At 72.3% G+C, this 14005-nt stretch carries 12 protein-coding genes; 10 read left to right on the top strand and 2 right to left on the bottom strand.

What is annotated here, in order from left to right:
• Positions 1 to 11 precede the first annotated feature (11 nt).
• Entirely contained in the window at positions 12 to 1130 is a 1119-nt protein-coding gene (locus tag AB0E94_RS00865; protein WP_360320362.1) for an alpha/beta fold hydrolase, read from the bottom strand.
• Entirely contained in the window at positions 1127 to 2917 is a 1791-nt protein-coding gene (locus AB0E94_RS00860) for a phosphatidylglycerol lysyltransferase domain-containing protein (RefSeq protein ID WP_360320359.1), read from the bottom strand. Before AB0E94_RS00860 ends, AB0E94_RS00865 begins: the two co-directional genes overlap by 4 nt.
• Positions 2918 to 3052: 135 nt before the next feature.
• On the opposite strand from AB0E94_RS00860, the gene AB0E94_RS00855 reads away from it, so the two are divergent.
• From AB0E94_RS00855 to AB0E94_RS00810, 10 genes are all read left to right on the top strand, one after another.
• Positions 3053 to 4018 (top strand): NAD(P)-dependent oxidoreductase, encoded by a 966-nt coding sequence (locus AB0E94_RS00855; protein ID WP_360320356.1) that lies wholly within the window; start codon positions 3053 to 3055, stop codon positions 4016 to 4018.
• Between the two features lie 78 nt (positions 4019 to 4096).
• Positions 4097 to 5539 carry a choice-of-anchor M domain-containing protein gene (locus AB0E94_RS00850; protein ID WP_360320353.1) on the top strand — a complete coding sequence of 481 codons (1443 nt, stop codon included), beginning with the start codon at positions 4097 to 4099 and terminating at the stop codon, positions 5537 to 5539.
• Between the two features lie 81 nt (positions 5540 to 5620).
• A complete protein-coding gene (locus tag AB0E94_RS00845) occupies positions 5621 to 6859 on the top strand; it encodes a DUF916 domain-containing protein (RefSeq protein ID WP_360320350.1) in 1239 nt (412 codons plus the stop codon).
• Between the two features lie 296 nt (positions 6860 to 7155).
• Positions 7156 to 8703: a TIGR03773 family transporter-associated surface protein gene (locus AB0E94_RS00840; RefSeq protein WP_360320347.1), complete on the top strand. Its 1548-nt coding sequence runs from the start codon at positions 7156 to 7158 to the stop codon at positions 8701 to 8703.
• 74 nt (positions 8704 to 8777) lie between these two features.
• On the top strand, positions 8778 to 9419 hold the full coding sequence (locus AB0E94_RS00835) for a choice-of-anchor M domain-containing protein (RefSeq protein WP_360320344.1): 642 nt from the start codon (positions 8778 to 8780) through the stop codon (positions 9417 to 9419).
• Complete coding sequence (locus AB0E94_RS00830; RefSeq protein WP_360320341.1) at positions 9416 to 10015, top strand: choice-of-anchor M domain-containing protein; 600 nt, start codon at positions 9416 to 9418, stop codon at positions 10013 to 10015. Before AB0E94_RS00835 ends, AB0E94_RS00830 begins: the two co-directional genes overlap by 4 nt.
• A gap of 72 nt (positions 10016 to 10087) precedes the next feature.
• Entirely contained in the window at positions 10088 to 11563 is a 1476-nt protein-coding gene (locus AB0E94_RS00825) for an anchored repeat ABC transporter, substrate-binding protein (protein ID WP_360320338.1), read from the top strand.
• Between the two features lie 14 nt (positions 11564 to 11577).
• Entirely contained in the window at positions 11578 to 12411 is an 834-nt protein-coding gene (locus AB0E94_RS00820) for a choice-of-anchor M domain-containing protein (RefSeq protein WP_360320335.1), read from the top strand.
• Between the two features lie 17 nt (positions 12412 to 12428).
• The gene (locus tag AB0E94_RS00815) at positions 12429 to 13124 is read left to right on the top strand and encodes an anchored repeat-type ABC transporter ATP-binding subunit (RefSeq protein ID WP_360320824.1); all 696 of its coding nucleotides are present in this window, start codon (positions 12429 to 12431) and stop codon (positions 13122 to 13124) included.
• Position 13125: 1 nt separating this feature from the next.
• Positions 13126 to 13989: an anchored repeat-type ABC transporter permease subunit gene (locus AB0E94_RS00810; RefSeq protein WP_360320332.1), complete on the top strand. Its 864-nt coding sequence runs from the start codon at positions 13126 to 13128 to the stop codon at positions 13987 to 13989.
• Positions 13990 to 14005 lie beyond the last annotated feature (16 nt).

Below are 14005 nucleotides of genomic sequence, written 5' to 3'. Positions count from 1 at the left end.
GTGGTGAGAGGTCAGGCGGCGTTGCGGTTGCCGCCGAGACGCTCGCTGAGCCAGCTGAACAGGTCGGGCAGGATCGCCCGCCAGGTGGTGAAGTTGTGGCCGCCCGGCCGGTCGGCGATGACCAGGGCGGTGTCCGGCGCGCGCACCATCGGCGCGAAGGCCGTCAGGTCGCGCTGGGCGTTGCGGTCGGCGGCCCCCGCGGTCAGGAACAGGTCGAGCGGCGCCGAACGTGGCTGCCCGATCGTCAGGCGCGGGTCGTTGGCCCGGCGCAGGTCGAGGTCGCCCTGGTATAGGTCACCCGTCGACCTGTCGATCAGCGGACGGAAGTAGCCGGCCAGCGAAGCCGCCGACGCGAACCGGTCCGGGTGGCGCAGAGCCAGGTTGACCGCGCAGAACCCACCTGTCGAGTAGCCGGCGACGGCCCAGTTCTGCCGCCCCTGAGCAGCCCGGAAGTGCTTGTTGATGATCTCCGGGAGGTCGCTGGTGAGATAGGTGTCCGACTTGACGCCGAGCGCCGAGTCGACACATTCGCTGTCCCGCCCGCGGACCGGATCCTGCTCGGCCATCACGGCGATGACCGGCGGCAGCCGCCCGGCGCTGATCGCCTCGTCCAGGGCGGCGCCCAGCCCCACGCTGTCGAGCCAGCTGAACACGGTGCCCGGATAGCCGGCCAGGAACATCACCACCGGCAGGTCACCGGTGGACGCGGCGTACCCGGCGGGCAGGTAGATCTGCGCCGGCAGCGCGTAACCGGTCGCAGCGCCGGCCAGGGTCGCCGGGATCACCGTGCCCCGGCCGGGAGCGGCCGGATGACCGGCGATCCAGGCGGCGAGCTCGTCCTGCCCGCCGTCCGCGGACAGTCGCGGCGCGTCGGCCGGGAGCGTCTGGGCGTAGGTGTCCCCGCCCTGCCCCAGCAACTCGCCGAGCGTGACGTAGAAGTTGGCCTGCTTGTTGACCACCGCGGCCAGGCTGACCAGGAGCAGCAACTGGACGAGGAGCAGCCCGGCGGCCCGGTGCACGACCCGGAACCGGCCCCGGTCCCAGAACGCGGCGGTGGCCAGGGCGGCGGTCACGGTCAGGCCGGCCAGCGCGGCGATCACCCAGCCGCTGGTCAGGACGATGCCGCTCAATGGGACGTCCCCACGGTGGTCTGCTTGCGATCGAGGCTCGCCATCGGGCGGCGGGGCACGGGCGGGATCGTGCGGCGCAGGCTCGGGGCGGTGACGAAACCCTCGGCGACGGCGGCGGCCACCGCCACCTTCGGGAACGAGCGGCCCCTCGGGTAGCAGATGAAGCGGGGCTGCCAGGTCGGCTGGTACTTCTGGTTCGCCCGGTACAGCGACTCCAGTTGCCACCACCGGGACAGCACCTTCAGCAGGCCGTACCACCATCGGAGAAGCGGTCCGGCGCCGAGCCGCTCACCGCGAGCGAAAACGGACCGGAACATCGCGAAATTGAGCGAGAGGCGCTGCACACCCATGGTGGCAGACATCGCCAGCAGCTCGACGATCATGAATTCGATCAGGCCGTTCGGGCCGTCCGGGTCGCGGCGCATCAGGTCGAGCGAGAGGCCGCCCGCGCCCCACGGGACGAAACCGAGGACCGCCACCGGCCGGTCCTGCGCGTCGCGGGCCTCGACCACCACGTACTCCAGGTCGTCGGGGTGGGCGAACCGGCCGAGGGCCATCGAGAAACCCCGTTCGGTACGGCCGTCGCGCCACCGCTCGGCATATCCGGCCAGCTCCGCCATGGTGCTCGGAGCCACGTCACCGACCCGGTGCACACGCACCGTGTAGCCGGCCCGCCGGACCCGCTGCACGGCCTGCCGCACGGTCCGCATCGGCCGGCCCTCCAGGGTGAACTCGCCGGCGTTCAGGATCGCCTCGTCGCCGATCTCCAGCACCCGCAGCCCGGCCCGGGCGTAGGCGCGTGCCCCGGCCGGCCCGGCGCCGAGGACGGCCGGGGTCCAGCCGTGCGCGATCGCCTCCTCCTGCCACGCCTCGATGGCGCCCGGCCACTCGGACGCGGCGCCGATCGGGTCACCGGCGGCCAGGCTCACCCCGTTGACCAGGCGGTAGCAGACGGCCGCCTTGCCGCTGGGCGCGAAGACCGCCGCCTTGTCCGGGCGCAACGCGAAGTAGCCGAGGGAGTCCTGGTCGCCGTGGGCCGCCAGCAACTCCCGGACCCGGGCCGCCGCGTCGCCGTCGTCGTCGCCGGTGACCCGGCGGCTGGGGCGCAGGCTCAGCCACGCGGCGAGCACGACGGCGGTCGCGCCGGCCAGGCCCACGGTGAACGGGATCCAGGCGGGCGGCGCCGCCTCGAAGTGCGGCTGCCGGATCCCGACCAGCCAGCGCACCAGGAACCAGACACCGCACCACGCCCGGCGCAGTCCACCGGTGGAGGTGCGCGGGCTGAACACGGTCAGCATCAGCCAGCTCGCCAGCGGGCCGACCGCGACCAGCGACACCAGCAGCACCGTCGTCGACCGGCGGGGCCGGCGTCGGCCGGTGGTGAACTCGGATCCGGCGGCCACCGCCACCGCCAGCAGCAGCGCGCTGATGCCGATGCGCAGGGTGGCGCCGTGCCGCATCGGGTGCGCGGTGTCGGTGACGATGCCGGCCGCCGCCAGCACGACCTGCAGGGTCAGCAGCGACACCAGCCACACCCAGGCGGTGTGCTCGCGGCGGCTCAGGCCACGGGCCACGATCAGGTAGAGGACGCCGCTCGCGGCCGACGTCATCGCGGGCAGGCCGGTCCACAGTGAGGCGTCGCCGGCGATCTGTTTGCCGACCGTGCCCACGGCGGCCAGGATGCCCAGGATCCCGACGACCGCGTAGAGCATGCCGAACGCCATGGGCACCCGGCTGCGCCAGTCCCATCGCTGTCGCTCTTCCTTCACGGCACGCTTGCGCGCCACGTCGCCTCCCCCGATTCGACAGATGGCGCCCGGGATCGCCGGGCCGTTGAGAGCCTGCCATCACGGCGCAACGCCGGGATCCGCCCGCGAGCCGAACGATCCTCTACCTTTCGATAGAGGCGGTACCGTCCTTGGATGCGGGTCTTCCTCACCGGCGCCAACGGTTTCATCGCCCGCGCCACCGCCGCGCGACTGCGTGAGCTGGGCCATCAGGTGTACGGGATGGATCTGCGCGCCGATCCGGAGGCCGGGGTGGTGGCCGGTGACATCACCCGGAGCGGCCCCTGGCAGGACGTGATCACCGGCGCCGATGTGGTGATCCACACGGCGGCAGTGGTGTCGAACGCGGTCGGGCTGGACGGCCAGTGGCTGGTCAACGTGGCGGGCACCCGGCGGGTCCTGGACGCGGCGGAGCGGGCCGGCGCCCGGCGGTTCGTGCAGTTGTCGTCGATCCGTGCGTTCTCCGACCTGGGTTTCCCGGACGGTGTGACCGAGGACGATCCGGTACGGCCGGACGGCAACCCGTATGTCGACACGAAGATCGCCGGCGAGCAGGTGGTGTTGCAGGCGCACGCCGAGGGCCGGATCGAGGTGACCGTGGTGCGCCCGGGTGACGTGTACGGACCCGGGTCCCGTCCGTGGACGGTCCTGCCCCTGCAGCTGATCAGGCGGCGCCAGTTCCTGTTGCCGGCCATGGGCGCCGGGATCTTCAGCCCGGTCTACGTCGACGACCTGGTCGACGGCCTGGTCCGGGCGGCCATGTCCCGGGTCGGGGCCGGGCAGGTCTTCACCCTCACCGGCGGGACGGGTGTGCCGTGCCGGGAGTTCTTCGGGCACTACTACCGGATGCTGGGGCGGCGTGGGCCGCTCGTGGCGCCCACCGTGGTGGCGGTCGGGGTGGCCCGGGCGGCGGGACGGCTGATCCGGCTGACCGGGGCGGAGACCGAGGTCAACGCTGTTTCGATGCGCTACTTCGCGCGTACCGGAACGTATTCGATCGAGAAGGCGCAGCGGCTTCTCGGCTATCGGCCCATGGTGGACCTGGCCGACGGGATGGCCCGGACCGAGGCCTGGCTGCGCGCTTCGCGCCTGCTCCCCTGACGACATCCGACGTCCTCTCGTGCTAGCGTCTCGCCACGAAACGACAATCGTTTTCATTTTCATGTCAGGAGGCATCCCGTGCGGATCGCGTCCACCGTGGCCGGTCTGACCCTGGCCACGGCCACCCTGTTCACCCCCGCCGCCGCGTACGCCGCGGACCAGGTGACACTCGCCAAGGGGCACACCGACGCCGTCGACGTGCACCACATCGACGGCCGGTTGCAGCTGCGGGTCAACGACGACACCGTCAGCCCGGCGGTCGTCCGCGACCCGGCCGACGTCACCTTCCAGGTGCTGCCGGCCGCCGAGACCACCGTCCCCGACCTGCCGAGCTTCGCGTTCCTCGGCGCACCCGGCACCCCGATCTGGATGCTCCCGCAGGTCCAGGACCCGGAGTTGCTCTGGCCCGGCTGGAACACCACGAAACTGAGCCGTGGCGTGTTCGCCGGCGACAAGGTCACCATCAGCCTCGTCGGCGTCGACGGGCCCGGCGACGTCACCCTCTTCGACACCAGCTCGCTCGGCGTGGCCAACGTCAAGTTCCGCAGCAACGACGGCCTGCCCGACCGGCTCGACGTGCCGGTGCACACGCACGCCCACGCCGGGTGGGTGTTCTCCGCACCCGGCGCGTACACCCTGAAGTTCCAGGCCGACGCCACCCTCACCGACGGGACCACCCTCAGCACCGGACCCGTCGACTACCGGTTCACCGTCGGCGCCGACCAGGCCGCGGTGGGCCTGTCGATCTCCGGCATGAGCGACGAACACCAGGCCGGCGACACCGTCACCCTCCAGGCCGTGCAGACCCCGCAGGGCGCCCTGACCAGGTACCAGTGGTTCAGCAAGCGCCCCGACGACGCCGGATACCAGCCGATCGAGGGCGAGACCGCGGCGTCCTACACGTTCACCGCCACCCGCGCCCTGAACGGCACCGAATACCTGGTCGAGCTCTACGACGGCGACACCGTCGCGGCCGCCGCCGAACCCGTGTGGCTGTGGGTGGCGTTCCCGCCGGAAGGCGGCAGCGCCGCCAAGACGGTCACCGCCACCATCAGCGAGACCGAAGGCGCCCTGGTGATCAGCGTCGAACCCGGCGACCGGACGGTGAACCTGCCGGCCGCGGTCCTGGCCGCGTCCGGCGACAGGTGGGAGAGCAGCGGCGCCCTCCAGCCGGTCACCGTCACCGACACCCGCTCCGCCAAGCCCGGCTGGACGGCGTCCGGCCAGGTCGCCGACGGATTCCGGACCAGCGGCGGGGACACCTTCGCGGGCGGCTACCTCGGGTGGACACCGGCCGTCGTCCAGCAGAGCGTCCGGCAGGGCGCGCTGGCCGGGCCGGTCGCATACCCGTACGGCACCGTTCAGCCGCACACCGGCCTCGGCGGCAGCGCGGTCCTCGCCTCGGCGCCGTCCGGCGCGGGCCTCGGCACGGCCCGGCTCGACGCCGCGCTGCTGCTCAGCGTCCCCACCGACACGGCGGCCGGCACCTACACCGGAACCCTCACCCTGACCGCCATCTGATTCCCCGCCGGGCGGTCCGGCCCCTCGGCCGCCCGGCGGGTCCCGCTTCCCGGCCCGTCCATCTCAAGACGGAGACCCTTCATGTGTACGCCCGGACGCGCGCTGCCTCCCGCCGCCTTCCTGCTCGCCTTTCCCGCCGCCCTCGTCTCCCCCGTTTCTCCCGCCTTCGCCGCCACCCCCGTTCCCCCGGCTTCTCCCGCCTTCGCCGCCACCCCCGTTGCCCCGGCTTCTCCCGCCTTCGCCGCCGCCCCCGTCTCCCCGGCCTCTTCCGCCTTTCTCGCCGGCCCTGCCGTATCGCCCGGGACCGCCGCCGGTGCTCTGACCTGGTCGGTCGCGCCCTCCGGGCCGAAAGGGCCAAACGGCCGGACCGCCTTCGACTACAAACTGGACCCCGGCGCGACCCTCACCGATCACGTGGCCGTCACCAACCACTCGCGGCAGCCACTGACCCTGCGCCTGTACGCGACGGACGCCGTGACCACCGCCGGCGGTGGGTTCGGCCTGCTCGCCGCGACCGCCGAGCCCACCGGCGCGGGCGCGTGGATCACCCCGGCCCGCACCACGGTGACCCTGCCGGCCACGTCCCGGACGATCGTCCCGTTCACCCTGACCGTGCCGGCCGACGCGACCCCGGGTGACCACGCGGCGGGCGTCGTCGCGTCCCTGGCCGAGGACGCCACCGGACGCCAGGTCACCGTCGACCACCGGGTCGGCAGCCGGGTCCACCTGCGCGTCACCGGCCCGCTCCGCCCCGAGTTGACCGTCACCGACATGCACGTCACCGCGTCCACGTCGTGGAACCCGTTCCGGCTCCCCCGCCTGACCGCGACCTTCACCGTCGCCAACACCGGAAACGTGCGCCTGTCCGCCCAGTCCTCAGCCCGGGCCAGTGGCCTGTTCGGCCTCGGCGCCCGAACCGCCACCACCACCGCAGTCCCCGAGATCCTCCCCGGCGGTTCGGTGCGAACCGCGGTCCAGCTCACCGACGTGCCACCCCTGTTCCGCGAGAGGCTGACCGCCACCGTCACCCCAGCCACCGCCGACGGCCGCCCGATCGACCCGGCCCCGCTGCCGGCCACCGCCGGCCAGACCGTATGGCTGATCCCCTGGTCACAGCTGGCCCTCCTGACCCTGGCCGCCGCCCTGACAGCGGCAGGGGCGCTCGCCCGCCGCCGCTCCCGCCGCCGCCTCGCCGAAGCGATCACCGCCGCCGAGGCCCGAGGCCGCCGTGCCGAAGCGATCACCGCCGCCGAGGCCCGAGCCCGCCACCAGTCCAAGACGCCCGAAAACACCGCCAGCCGTCGCTCAGCGCGGGAATGACACCCCGAAAACCGCCGCCAGCGACGGCTGGCGGTCTCCGGACCGGACACCCACCCACCAGGCAGCACCCAGCGCACACCCACAACCCGCCAGCCGTCGCTCAGCGCGGAAAAAGCACCCCCAAAACCGCCGCCAGCGACGGCCGACGGTCTCCGAACCGGACACCCACCCACCAGGCAGCACCCAGAACCCGCCAGCCGTCGCTCAGCGCGGGAAAAGCACCCCCGAAACCGCCGTCAGCGACGGCTGGCGGTCTCCGGGCTGGGGCCGCTGGCTGCCTTCTTGAGAGGAACGTGATGACTCGTAGGACCTGGAAAGTCGTCGGTGGGATCGCCGCGCTGTCGTTCTCGGTGTTGCCCGGAGTGCCCGCGGGAGCCGACGGCGGGCCTCCTGACGTGGCCGGGGCGGATCTCGTGTCGCTGTCGGATCGGGGTGGTGAGCTGCGGTTCCGGTTTCGGGAGGATGGCCGTGGCGACGGGGTCGAGCCGGGGGCGCTGCGGTTCATCGCGACGCCTGAGCCGGGTGGGGTGGTGCCGGGTGATGCCGCGTTCGGGTTTCTCGGGGCGCCCGGGACTCCGGTGTGGTCGCTCGGCCGCGTGAGTGCCGGGCTTCCGGCGATCGACACCACTGGGCTGTCCGGACGCGTCACTCTTGAACTCGCCGGAGTGGACGGGCCCGGGTCGTTCGCCGCCTACCGGCTGTCGGCCTGGGGGCGGCCGGAGCTTCTGCTCGACAGCGATGGGCCGCGCAGTGTGGTGCTTCCCCGGGGGCGGCTCGGTGGGCTGGTCTGGATGTTCGGGGCGCCGGGCGACTATCGCGTCACGCTGCGGGCCGCCGTGGGGGCGTCGCGGGACGAGGTCACCTACCGGGTCACGGTGCCGGGCCGCAGCGTCACCGCGCCGCCGGCGGCTTCTTCGGCACCGAACCGGCCGACGGCCGCCATCGCCGGGACAGCGACAAACGGCGGGGCTGCGGGTGAAGTGGGCAATGGGCGGAAGGTCATCGCGGACGGGCATGTCGACATGGGGCCGCAGCTTGACGGAGGTTCGCTGGTCATCCGGCTGAAGGACGACACGGTGACTCCGCCGGTCTGGCGGGAGCTGTCCGATGTGGTGCTCAAGGTGGGTGACAAGGCGCTGATCGATGTGCCCGACGGGGACGGGTATGCGTTTCTCGGCGGGGCCGGTGACCGGGTCTATCTGCTTCCGCAGTCGCAGCAGGCCGGGATCGTCTGGCCCGGCTGGAACACCCAGCACGAGTCGATGGTCGCCGGCACCCGTGGCGACGTCGCCTGGCAGTTGACCGGGGTGGCCGGGCCGGGGGCGGTCAAGTTGTTCCTGAGTGGCTCGTTCGGCGCGCCCGAGGTGGTGTTCGACTCGGCGAAGGGCCTGCCGCAGCAGCTGGCCGTCGCGCCGAACACGCACGCGCACGGGAACTGGGCGTTCACGAAGGCGGGCGTCTACCGGCTGACGGTGCGGATGACCGCGACCACCACCGGGGGCAAGAGCGTCTCGGACACCCGGACGCTGACGTTCGCGGTCGGCGACAGCACCGAGACCCCGGCCGGCGAAAGCGGAGAGACCGGTGACGACGGCGAGACCGGCGACGGCGAGACCGGCGACGGCGAGACCGGTGATGGCGGGACCGGCGACGGCGAGACCGGTGATGGCGGGACCGGCGACGGCGAGACCGGTGATGGCGGGACCGGCACGAGCGGCGACCTGGCCCGGACCGGTGTGGACGTGATGACGATCGGCGCGGGCGGCGTCCTGCTGCTGGCCGTGGGCACGGCCGCGGTGCTCGGTACCCGCCGTCGCCGGAGTGCCCCCACCCACTCTTCCTAATGAAAATGAAAACCATTAGCATTAGGACGTTGCCGGGCGCTCGTCCGGCGTACCGAATGGAAAGGGTTGAAACCTTGCGAAGACTGCTCATCGGTGGCGGCGTCCTCGTCGCCGCCCTCCTGGGCGGCGGCGTGCCCGCCCAGGCCTCGCCGATCGTCGTGCTGAGCTCCGGCCACGTCGACGTCGTCGATGTGGCCTACGAGGACGGCGCGCTGGAGATCGGGCTGCACGACGAAACCGTCGAGCCCGATGTGGAGCGGGACGCCGACGACGTCGTCCTGCTGGTCAAGAACGCCGCGAAGACCACGGTTCCGGCCGACCCGGCCTACCGGTTCCTCGGCACGGCCGGCAAACCGACCTGGATCCTGCCGGAGATCCAGAACGAGGAGCTGCTCTGGCCGGGCATCGCCACCGAGGAGATCGAAGCCGGCGTCTTCGCCGGTGACACGGTGACGCTGAACGTGGAGAAGGTGACCGGCGCCGGCCGGCTCGCGATCTTCACCGAGGGCGCTCTCGGCGCCCCGGACGTGCTGGTGAACAGCGCGGACGGGCTGCCCGACGCGGTCGGCCTGGCGACCGGCACCCACCTGCACAGCAGCTGGGCGTTCTCGAAGGCCGGCGTCTACCTGGTCAAGGTGCGGGCGACCGGCACGCTGGCCGACGGCACCACGGTCACCTCCGGCCCGGCGACCTACAAGATCGTGGTGCAGCCGTGATCCCGCTGATCCTGGCGCTGGCCGCCACCACCACCCTGGCCGCGCCGATCACCCTGAGCGCCGGGCACGTCGACGTCCTCGACGTCGACTACAACGCCGGCGCCCTGGTCCTGAGCGTCAACGACGACGTGGCCGAACGCGACCCCGCCGACGTGGTCCTGCAGGTTCCGGCCGCGGCGAAGGTGACCGTGCCGAGTGGCAGCGGCTGGTCGTTCCTCGGAGCGCCCGGCGCGACGGCCTGGGTGCTGCCGCAGTCCAGCACGTCGGGGCTGCTCTGGGCCGGGTGGAACACCACCGAGATCCCGAGCGGGGTGCTCCAGGGCAACAGTGTGACGTTCAAGCTGAACAGCGTCACCGGGCCGGGGAACGTCAGCGTCTACACGGTGTCGGCGGGCACCCCGGCCAGGCCGTACGACTCCAGCGACGGCCTGCCCGACACCCGTGCCGTGGCCCGCAACGTGCACGCGCACGCCAACTGGGGGTTCACCGCGGCCGGCACGTACACGGTCACGTTCGAGGTGACCGGCAAGCTCGCGTCGACCGGCGCGACCGTCACCACCGGCGCGAAGGCCTTCACCTTCGACGTCCTCCCGTGAAGTCGGGCCCGCTCCACCGGAATTGGAGCGGGCCCGTTCCACCGTACCCCCGAAGCCTGCCCCCGGAGCTTGATGAAACGCCTGCTGGCCGCCGCGGCCCTGCTCACCGTGACCACCGCATGCTCGCCGCCGCCGGCGCTGTCGGCCGGCGACCGCCGGGTGCAGGTGGTGACCACCACCGGAATCCTGGCCGACCTGGTCCGCAACGTCGGCGGCGACCGGGTGGTGGTCGACGCGATCGTGCCGGACAACGCCGACGCGCACGCCTACGAGCCGACGCTGCGCGACGTGCGCAACATCGTGTACGCGGACGTGGCGTTCAGCAACTACCTGATGCTCGAGGCGCAGAGCGTGATCAAGGCGCTGGACGCGAACCTGCCCGGCGGGGTGGAGCAGATCTCGCTCGCCGAGGGCGCCACGAAGTACGCCGCCGAGATCATCCCGCTGGTCGAGGACGTCTCCCTGGACACCATCTGGCTGGGGCTGCGGGTCGCCGGCAAGGGTGAGCGACACGGGATGACCCGGTCGACCGACGTCCGACTGTCGGTCACCGGGGTCACCGGGCCGGGTGAGCTGATCGCCTATCTGACCGGCTCGTTCGGTGAGCCGGCCGTGTTCGTGTCCGGTGGGGCCGGTGCGATGGATCTGCCGCCCGACGCGCACACCCACATGAGCTGGGCGTTCACCGAGCCGGGGGTCTACCGGCTGAGTCTGCGGGCGGACAGCGGGGCGATCCGGCTCGGCGCGGGGACGGTGACGTTCGCGGTCGGGGTCGACCCGTACGGCGTGATTCCCGGCGCGGCGGTGCTGCGGGACGGGCACACCGACATCACTGTGGACGTCGACGGTTCGGAGTTGTACCTCCACTCCGACGACGGGCGGCGGGACGCGGTCGGCCGTACCGTCATCGAGGTCCCGGCCAAGGGATTGCGGGAGGTGCCGGCCGGCCCGGGGTTCCGCTTCCTGGGCCGGCCCGGCACGCGGATCCATCAGCTGCCGCAGGCCGTGCTCGGCCGGCACGTGCACGGCGAGATCGACCCGCACCTGTGGCAGGACGTCGGCAACGCGCAGGCGTACGCCGAGCTGATCCGTGACACGCTGATCGCCGCCGACCCGGCCGGCGCCGCCGCCTACTCCGCCAACGCCGACCGCTACCTGCGGGAACTCACCGAACTCGACGACCATGTGCAGGCCGCGATCGACGCCATCCCGCGGCCGGACCGCTATCTGGTGACCACTCACGACGCGTTCGGTTACCTGGCGAAGGCCTACGGCATCCCGGTCGCCGGTTTCGTCACCCCCAACCCGGCCGTCGAAGCGAGCCTGGCCGATCGCCGGCGGCTCACCGAGACGCTGCGCAACCTGCGGATCCGGGCGGTCTTCCTGGAGCCCAACCTGCGCGCCCGCTCGTCCACGCTCGTCGAAGTGGCCCGCCGGTCGGGGGTACGGGTCTGCGACATCTACGGCGACGCGTTCGACGACCGGGTGACCTCCTACATGTCGATGATGCGCTTCAACGCCGACTCCCTCCGTACCTGCCTGACCTGAGGAAACCCCCTTTCATGAGAACGCTTCTCGCGCTACTGCTGGTGGTGTCGCCCGGTCCGTCGCTCGACCCGGACCAGCCGCAGGCGACCGGCCGGGCCGTGCTGGAGACCGGGCACGTCGACATCGGGCCCCGCGTCCGCGACGGACAGTGGACGATCCAGATCCACGACGACCATGCGACGCCGCCGGTGTGGCGGGATCCGGCCGACACCGTGCTGCGTGTCCTCGACACCGCCGAGCTGGTCGTTCCCGACGACGAGGACTACGCGTTCCTCGGCGCTCCGGCCGGCGCGAAGGTCCACGTCGTCCCGCAGACCGAGCGGCCCGGCGTGGTCTGGGTCGGCTGGAACACGCAGGATCCCGGGGTGCTGGCCACGGCCGGCCGGGGTGTCACCATGACCCTCCGTGGCGTACAGGGTCCCGGCCCGGTCACCGTCTTCCTCCAGTCCGGCAACCTCGGCGCGCCGCAGGTGCTGTGGAGCTCGGCGCGGCCCTTCCCGCAACCCCTCTGGGTGGAGACGAACACGCACACCCACGCCAACTGGGTGTTCGGCGCCCCGGGCGTCTATCTGCTGGCGGTGGGCGTCACCGCCGAACTCCCGGACGGCGTCACCGCCGCCACCGACACCGTGCTGCGACTCGCGGTCGGCGATGCCACCGACCCGGCGGCCGCCTTCGGCGCCGCATACTCCGTCCCGTCACCGTCCGCTTCGGGTTCGAAACCCTCCTCCGGTACGAGCTACGCGTTCCCTCTTGGCGCAACAGGCGTCCTGGCCGCGACCCTGACCATCGGTTTCGTGCTCCTGGGTCAGCGTCGTGTCCGCCGTCGCGCGGAGGAGTCGCGGTGACCTCCCCCGCCCTGGAGATGACGGGTGTCGACGCCGACCTCGGCGGCCGGCCCGTCCTGCGTGACGTCACGCTCCGCCTGGACGCGGGCGAGTTCACCGCCCTGCTCGGCCCGAACGGCGCCGGCAAGACCACCCTGATCCGCGCCGCCCTCGGCCTGATCCCGCTCCGCGCCGGAACCGTCACGACCACCGGCGCCGGTTACGTCCCCCAGCGCCACGAGTTCACCTGGGACTTCCCGGCGTCGGTGGAGGAGGCGGTGCTCAGCGGCCTGGTCCGCCGGATCGGCCTGCTCCGCCGCCCCCGGGTCGAGCACTGGCAGGCGGCCTGGCGGGCCCTCGATCAGGTGCACCTGGCCGACCTGCGCAAGCGGCCGGTCGGCGAGTTGTCCGGCGGCCAGCGGCAGCGGGTGCTGGTGGCCCGCGCCCTGGTCCTGTCCCCGCCGGTGCTGCTGCTCGACGAGCCGTTCACCGGCCTCGACATGCCCGCCCAGGAGACGCTCACGGAGCTCTTCGCCGAACTGGCCGCGGACCGTGCGGTGCTGATGGCGACCCACGACCTGGCCGCCGCGGCGCACACCTGTGACCGGCTCGTCCTGCTCAACCGCACGGTGATCGCCTCCGGGCAGCCGGCCGAGATCCGCGATCCGGAGATCTGGATGCGCACGTTCTCCGTCGGTCCCGGCAGCCACCTGCTCAAAGCTCTCGGAGTGTGACGTGTCCCCGCTTCAGTTCCTTGCCGACCTGCTCAACCCGGACCTGGCGTTCCTGCCGAAGGCGCTGCTGATCGCGGTGCTGGCCGCGGTGATGTGCGGTGTCGTCGGCTGTTACGTGGTGCTGCGCGGGATGGCGTTCATCGGTGACGCCGTCGCGCACGCGGTCTTCCCCGGCCTGGCGATCGCGTTCCTGTTCTCCGGCAGCCTGGTCCTCGGTGGCACCGTCGCCGGGATCGTGACCGCCCTGCTGGTGAGCGTGTTCGCGCAGAACCGCCGGCTTCGCGAGGACTCGGTGATCGGGATCTTCTTCGTCGCCGCGTTCGCCCTGGGCATCGTGATCATCTCGCGGGCGCCCGGTTACGCCGGCTCGCTCCAGCAGTTCCTCTTCGGCTCGATCACCGGCATTCCGGACCGGGATCTGTACGTCGTCGGCGGCGCCACGGCCGTGGTGCTGCTGGCCACGCTGCTGCTGCACAAGGAGTTCGTGGCGGTGACCCTGGACCGGGAGATGGCCCGGGCTCTCGGCCTGCGCGTGTTCTGGCTCGACGTCGCCCTGTACGTGCTGGTCACGGTGGCCGTGGTGATGGCCGTGCAGACGATCGGCAACATTCTGGTGCTGGCGCTGCTGGTCACCCCGGCGGCCACCGCCCGGCTGCTCACCGACCGGCTGCCGACGATGATGTGGCTGGCCCCGGTGATCGGCGCCGGCTGCGCCACGGCCGGTCTCTACCTGTCCTGGTCGTGGGACCTGCCGACCGGCGGGACGATTGTGCTTACCCTGACCGCGGCGTTCCTGCTGGCCCAGCTGCTCGCGCCGCGCCACGGGCTGCTGCCCCGGCTGGTCACGGCTGCGGGAGGGGCGTGACCCCCTCCCGCAGCGG

This window comes from Actinoplanes sp. NPDC026670, assembly GCF_040638175.1.
Taxonomy (GTDB): Bacteria; Actinomycetota; Actinomycetes; order Mycobacteriales; family Micromonosporaceae; genus Actinoplanes.
The sequence above is the reverse complement of the archived record's forward strand: the minus strand, read 5'-3'. Positions and strand labels throughout refer to the sequence as shown.